The sequence below is a fragment of the Muriicola sp. Z0-33 genome, assembly GCF_026126425.1.
Taxonomy (GTDB): Bacteria; Bacteroidota; Bacteroidia; order Flavobacteriales; family Flavobacteriaceae; genus JAFMPW01.
The window spans coordinates 42,279-49,113 of sequence record NZ_JAFMPW010000020.1; the positions used below are offsets into that span (position 1 = coordinate 42,279).

Genomic DNA, 6,835 nt, shown 5'->3' on the forward strand with positions numbered 1-6,835 from the left:
CTCGTTATTCAACCACAATTACCCTCAGAAGCAATCTCGTTATTCAACCACAATTACCCTTCAGAAGCAATCCCGCAAAGCATTTGATAATATCAATCCTTCCCATCCACGTAATCCTGCAAATAGGCATATCGCTGGGTAAGTTGTCCATTATGCGTCATTCGGGCGCGTTCTAAAACCCCTTCTGCATCCTCATTAAAAAAGGCGGGGATAACACTTTCAACAAAAGTAAATCCAAAGCCGCGACTGGCATCTCTGGGAAGTTCTGCCGGCAGGTTGTCTACCGCCATTACAGCAATAGCCTCGGGATTTTTATAATCTACTTCCGATTCGGTCTCAGGATGGTAGCCATAAACCGGTTCGGCTATGGTAGAGGCTCTTAGTGTAGAAGCCACAGGGCCATCTACATCACAACTGATATCGGCAACCACCTTAATTTTAAAGTCGGGTTGTTTAGCATCTTCACGGGTAAAGAGGTAGGGTGCCCCACTGCCATAAAAATGCCCGGCAATATAAAAATCTGTGACCCTGGCAAACCGAAAGAAATTGGATTTGTACTCCTCGGGATGAGCAAAAAAGTCTTGCATATTTCCCTCTGCACCATCCTTTCTAAGATTGTATTCGCTTACATCTATCTGGCAATAAACGGCCTCTTCAAAAGTGTTGTTCAGATAGGCAGCTACATCAACTTCTCTAAGTCCCATCCCATCCAGCATTTCTTTGGCCCCGTTCCCTACTCTGCCTTTTCCGGTGAGTAGTATTTTTATATTGGAGAGCTCAAGAGTGGAGAGTTCGCGGATCAGGGCTTCCCTATCTACTAATTCCGTAGCCCGCGGTAATGCGAAAAGTCCGGTTTTTAGACCATAAGCCCTGAAACCGTTATAGGCGCCCACTATACCCGCATAGCGACCAAAAGCTACCAGGCGAATCCCTTTTTGGTTGGTGATTACTTCATGGTCATAGAGCTCAATATTTTTATTTAATATGGCTCGTAAAAGCTCGCGGTTATAAGGCTGTTCTTTAATGGTATGTGAAAAGAAAAAGTACTTCTTGTTTGGGATCAAATTAGCAATAGGTACTTCTTTAACTCCAAGTAATACATCGCATTCTTCCATTTGATCTGCTACGGGTATCCCTGACTGGGTATATTCTTCATCTGTAAAGACGCGAATGGGAGAAGGTTCTACTATAATCTGGGCCCCGCTATGGGTCTCCAGGACTTTTTGGCAGGCCTGGGGAGACAGCACCACACGGCGGTCTGGTGGGTTTTTACGCTCTCTGATGATTCCGAATTTCATAAGTCTGGTTTGGTATAGAATTTGCGTAAAAATAGGGTGAAAACCAAGGGTACGCAAGCTTTAACTATTGCTTGTGGAAGTGGGGTCCCAAGCTATTAGAATTGTGTACCTTTGTTTTCCTTTTTGGTAAGGAAAAAAGTTCTTTGAAAATGAACTAATATGAAATGCCCTAAACCAGAATTCCTGACGGAATACGGTTTAGGACAGTTCACAAACGATATGCTTTGCATATCTGGTTCACTGGGGCCGACTGGTTTTGACAGCGAGACCAATTGGAATGTTAGCATGTCGAGCGCTGGGATACAGCTCGTTAATCTCATATTTCACACTTTTAATTGGCGATAATAACTACGCTCTTGCCGCATAATCCGAATTATAGTAGGATAATGCCTCGTCTCCGCTAGGCGGAGAAGCGAGATGTCCCATGGTAGCCCTTGTTGACGGCGACCAGTATCGGGGCACCAAAAAAGTCAACACAAGGGTGATAGGGCTTCGTTATCACCACCAAAACCTTAAGAAGCTAAGTGTACAATAGGCGGTTTTCGGTCGGTTGTGCATCGAAAAACGAACGAAAACTAAGCATGTAGAGGGCATTGTAATTGCTTGTTTGGACGGGAGTTCGATTCTCCCCGGCTCCACGACACTCAAAAATACATAGCAGCTTAAAGCATAAGTAAATGCCAAGCTCGCTTGAGCATTTTTGAAAGATTTAAGATGCCCATTGCCTAAGCAATGGGTATTTTTATTTGCAACATTGGTTAGGGGTGAACACCGAGCCATGCTTTGGCGTGGTGAGGTAACCTTTCCGGCTCTACTCTAAAAGGCCACCTAAAGGTGGCTTTTTTGTTTATTCATAGCTAGTTATATGTATCATATGAATTCATGAACCTCCTTCGTCGGTTTCGCCTCCAGGATTCGAAGGCCAGCGCGCCAGCTTGCTCCGAGGGTCTTTCACAGTATTTTTACGAGATTGCTAATTCAAGGTCTTTGTTAAGTTGACGAGATTGCCACGGCACTAAAGTGCCTCGCAATGACGGGCGCAAAGTATGAATGGTAGTAGTGGGTTTGTCATTGCGAGGAGCCCCGCTTGCAGCGGGGCGACGAAGCAATCTCGTAATACCAATTCTGCATACAAATGGACTTGGCAATCTCATTAAGTTAACCCTAACCCCTTAATAAGCACAGTCCCGGGACGCAGGAAAACCAAATACAAAATGGGAGGGTTTTTACTATCTTCGAAACGAGTAAAAAATCGCATATGTCTAAAGGCAAATCCTGGTTACGCACCCTTATTGAGCTTGTGGAGCTCTTTTTTGATAGTTCGCAACGCAGCAAACGGGGCCGTACCTGGCACCAACATGTGGTTCCTTATGAAGAAGGTTGGGCGGTACGCAGAGAAGGCAACAAGCGTATAACCAGCAAGCACAGAAAACAGAGTACCGCCATACGCAAGGCCAAAAGTTTAGCAAGAAAATACAAGGCTGATGTCATTATCCACCGTGCTAGCGGGGGGATTAGAGAGCGGGTGAGTTATGATGATTGAGGAGATCAAGTCGCCGGAGTAAAGTTCCCAGATTCGATTCGCCTGGGCGAATCGATATACGGCACTACAGCTTCCTGGAATTTCTCTTTCATGGTATGCGTTAGGTTCACGGGATTGCCACGGCACATTCGTGCCTCGCAATGACGTACTTATAATTGAAATTGTAGTTGCGTGCACGTCATTGCGAGGAGTGCAACGACGAAGCAATCCCGTTAACTAAATACTATACCAAAAATTGGAGTGATAATTACAGTTTGATTATATAGCACAGCAACCTCCTACAGGAGGTAACCTCCTCGGCTACCAATCCAATTCATTCATATAACAGCATTAACCAGCTAGAACAGGCTTAGCTTATACTCATATACCATTCAAAGGGACATTCGTGAATGGCTGGGGGTGGATCGCCTTTTTTCCTGCTTGCCTGAACTTCTGGCGGTCTTTGTTGTTCTTCCTCTGTTGGGTTTCCTCCCCCGTCTCCAACGACAGGTTCGCATTTTACCTCAAAGTCATCAAAGATTGCGTTAAGACCTCTCCAACCGCCAGCGGTGGGGATGACCATCTCCTTTTTTACATTGGGTGGAGCAGGAGCGCCTCCTGGTGCAGGAGGTTGAGGGTTATCTATAAGGCGGGCAGTAAATTTACATACTCCACCATTAAATTTTACAAAAACATGGGCAAAGATATTTGAAGTAATATGAATCTTGTGCCAGTTACCATCACAAGGCACTTGTGCGGGCATAATTGGTGTTAAAACAGGCATGGTTTTATTATTTAATTAAACAGCCATTAGGCAAAATCAATTAGAAGATTAAACTCCAAGAAAGGTTCATTAATAAAATTGATTATTATTATTCATCTATACAATACAAATTGTATGGATGATCAAGGATATTGTGTAGTTGGCAATATGGGAATAGAAGAGCAACAGCAACAGATCCTTACATAGCATTTATATACTTTATGAATAACTTATCAATTATGGTTTCCCACAACGCTTTCTCTTTAAAATTTCGTCACTTTACTTCAACTACGGCTTTCTTACATTTAAAATGCAACAATTGTGCATTTCATCGATAAAGGTTGCTGTTTACAGAATTGTATAAGGTTCCCGATTTATGTTATCCCTTTTTGTGGGAGAATGGTTACATTAGACTGCAATTAAATTGCAGTTTCATATCACAGATCAAATTGCTAAATGAAATTTAACGAGGACTCTAGAGTAAAACTACCCGCAATACTGCATCTTACCCAATTGGGTTATACCTATTTGTCCTTAAAAGAGTCGAATTGGGACGAGAACACCAATATTTTTACAGGGTATATTATTAAGCTGAATTTTACTGTTGAGGATATCTGTAAACTCACTGATTTGAGCAGGTCTAGTTATCACTAATACTTAAGGAATCGGGGGCTTGATAATACATTGGGGCCTTCTAAAGCATAAGACTAAATGGCAAAAAAATCAACAACCAAAAAACAAAAATCAATTGAAGAATCACTTTGGGATTCTGCTAACAAACTAAGAGGTTCTGTTGAACCTTCAGAATACAAACATGTCGTACTTGGACTAATATTTTTAAAGTTTGCTTCCGACAAATTTGAAGCACGTAAAGCAGAACTCATTGCAGAAGGCAAAGAGAAGTATATTGAGATGAAGGAGTTCTACAATATGAAGAACGTCTTTTTTCTATCGCCAGAAGCACGTTGGTCGTTTATTATACAAAATGCAAAGCAAGACGATATTGCCTTAAAGATAGATACGGCTTTACATACTATTGAAAAGAATAACCCTTCATTAAAAGGTGCCTTGCCAGACAATTACTTTTCTAGGTTGGCATTAGACATTAGTAAGCTTGCCGCGCTTTTAGACACCATTAATAATATTGATACACAGCAAGACAAAGCCCAAGATGTAGTTGGGCGAGTATATGAATACTTCTTATCCAAGTTTGCCATAGCAGAAGGGAAAGGGAAAGGAGAGTTCTATACCCCAAAAAGTATTGTAAACCTTATTGCAGAGATGATAGAACCCTACGAAGGTATTATCTATGATCCTGCATGTGGTTCTGGTGGTATGTTTGTCCAGTCTATTAAGTTTATAGAAAGTCATCACGGAGACAAACGTAATATCTCTATCTACGGACAAGAATATACCAATACCACCTATAAGCTGGCGAAAATGAACCTTGCCATACGTGGTATCTCCGGAAATCTAGGTGAAAAAGCAGCCAATACTTTTGCCGATGACCAACACAAAGATTTAAAGGCCGATTATATTATGGCCAACCCACCTTTTAACCAAAAAGACTGGCGCACTGATAATGAACTCATAGACGACCCACGTTGGATGGGTTACGACGTACCACCTACGAGTAACGCCAATTACGGTTGGATTCTTACCATGGCATCCAAACTCTCAGAAAATGGCGTGGCAGGTTTTCTATTAGCCAACGGAGCACTTTCTGGTGGTGGTGAAGAATATAAAATACGTAAAAAACTCATTAATAATGGGCTGGTGGAAGCGATTGTGATTCTACCACAAAATATGTTTTATACGACTACTATTAGTGTTACGCTTTGGATTTTAAACAAGAACAAAGCTGAACACACTAGAAATATTGGTGATGTCTCTAGAGATTATAGAAATCGTAAAGACGAAATTCTATTTATGGATTTAAGAAAAATTGGTGTGCCGTTTGAAAAAAAATACATTCAGTTTAGTCCAGAGCAAATTGATGAGATTGCAAAAACCTATCACAATTGGCAACAACATGATAAAGGTTATGCAGATGTGCCAGAATATTGTTACAGTGCACATCTTGATGAAGTGCGAAAGAAAGACTATTCCTTAGTACCAAGTAAATATATTGAGTTCGTCAATAGAGATGAAAATATTGACTTTGATGAAAAGATGGAAATACTTAAAGAAGAGTTTACAGACTTGTTAAAAGAAGAACAACAATCGAAGCAAGAATTACTAAAAGTTTTTAAAAAGCTAGGATTTGAAATCGAATTATAGAAAAATAGGTGAGTTTATTCGCCAATGTAATGATCGAAATGAAGAAGGTTCTATTGATTTATTGCTTGGGGTAAATCTTGATAAAAAATTTATGCCATCAGTTGCAAATATCAATGGTACTGACCTAACGAAATATAAAATAATTAGAAAAGGACAATTTGGTTGTAAGCTAATGAGTGTTGGAAGGGATAAAAAATTGCCAATTTCAAGATTGACGCATAAGGATATAGCTATAATATCTACGGCATATTTTGTTTTTGAAGTGATTGATGAAAACCATTTGCTACCTGAATATTTGATGATGTGGTTTAAAAGGTCAGAATCAGATAGATTTTTATGGTTTTTAAGTGGTGGAGATATAAGAGGACGAATTACTTGGGATGACCTATGTTCTTTACCGATTAAAGTTCCTTCAATTGAAAAACAACAGCAGATCGTTAACGAATACAACACCATTATCAATCGTATTGCGCTTAACGAACAACTCAACCAAAAACTAGAAGAAACCGCGCAAGCCCTATACAAACATTGGTTTGTGGACTTTGAGTTTCCTAATGAAGAAGGTAACCCTTATAAATCATCTGGTGGTGTAATGGTTTATAATGAAGAATTGGATAAAGAGATTCCTGAGGGCTGGTGGGTCAAAGAATTAAAAAATTTCACTTCTAAAATGACCAGTGGAGCAACGCCTAATCGCAGTTTTGAGAAGTATTGGTCATCAAAAGACTTTCCTTGGTTGAAAACAGGTGAGTTAAAGAATCAGGTTATAATTGATTCTGAAGAATATATTTCTTCCTTGGCTTTAAAAGAAAGTTCGGCAAAAATTATACCTGTCAATGCTGTGTTAGTTGCAATGTACGGACAGGGAGATACAAAAGTGTATGTCGTCAAATAAATCTGAACTTTTTGGGTTAAAATTTAAGAGAGTGCTTTCACGAAGTTAAATGATTTTCCCTGGACTGTTTTTTTCTA

6 protein-coding genes and 1 other RNA gene are annotated in these 6,835 nt (G+C 40.2%); 5 read left to right on the plus strand and 2 right to left on the minus strand.

The window, feature by feature from the left end; all coding sequences use genetic code 11:
* Positions 1 to 92: 92 nt before the first annotated feature.
* Positions 93 to 1,298, minus strand: coding sequence for an NAD(P)-dependent oxidoreductase (locus J1G40_RS17570; RefSeq protein WP_265243974.1), 1,206 nt, complete (start codon positions 1,296 to 1,298; stop codon positions 93 to 95).
* Positions 1,299 to 1,540: 242 nt separating this feature from the next.
* Here J1G40_RS17570 and ssrA point away from each other — a divergent pair.
* Positions 1,541 to 1,939: a transfer-messenger RNA gene (gene ssrA, locus J1G40_RS17575) on the plus strand.
* 617 nt (positions 1,940 to 2,556) lie between these two features.
* On the plus strand, positions 2,557 to 2,841 hold the full coding sequence (locus J1G40_RS17580; RefSeq protein WP_265243975.1) for a DUF2188 domain-containing protein: 285 nt from the start codon (positions 2,557 to 2,559) through the stop codon (positions 2,839 to 2,841).
* 349 nt (positions 2,842 to 3,190) lie between these two features.
* On the opposite strand, the gene J1G40_RS17585 is transcribed toward J1G40_RS17580, so the two are convergent.
* Positions 3,191 to 3,604 carry a hypothetical protein gene (locus tag J1G40_RS17585; protein ID WP_265243976.1) on the minus strand — a complete coding sequence of 138 codons (414 nt, stop codon included), beginning with the start codon at positions 3,602 to 3,604 and terminating at the stop codon, positions 3,191 to 3,193.
* 435 nt (positions 3,605 to 4,039) lie between these two features.
* Here J1G40_RS17585 and J1G40_RS17590 point away from each other — a divergent pair, with 435 nt between their 5' ends.
* From J1G40_RS17590 to J1G40_RS17600, 3 genes are read left to right on the plus strand one after another with little or no spacing between them, the layout of a single operon-like run.
* Positions 4,040 to 4,237 (plus strand): hypothetical protein, encoded by a 198-nt coding sequence (locus J1G40_RS17590; protein ID WP_265243977.1) that lies wholly within the window; start codon positions 4,040 to 4,042, stop codon positions 4,235 to 4,237.
* 57 nt (positions 4,238 to 4,294) lie between these two features.
* A complete protein-coding gene (locus tag J1G40_RS17595; RefSeq protein WP_265243978.1) occupies positions 4,295 to 5,863 on the plus strand; it encodes a type I restriction-modification system subunit M in 1,569 nt (522 codons plus the stop codon).
* Complete coding sequence (locus J1G40_RS17600) at positions 5,847 to 6,758, plus strand: restriction endonuclease subunit S (RefSeq protein ID WP_265243979.1); 912 nt, start codon at positions 5,847 to 5,849, stop codon at positions 6,756 to 6,758. The genes J1G40_RS17595 and J1G40_RS17600 overlap by 17 nt, the downstream gene beginning before the upstream one ends.
* Positions 6,759 to 6,835 lie beyond the last annotated feature (77 nt).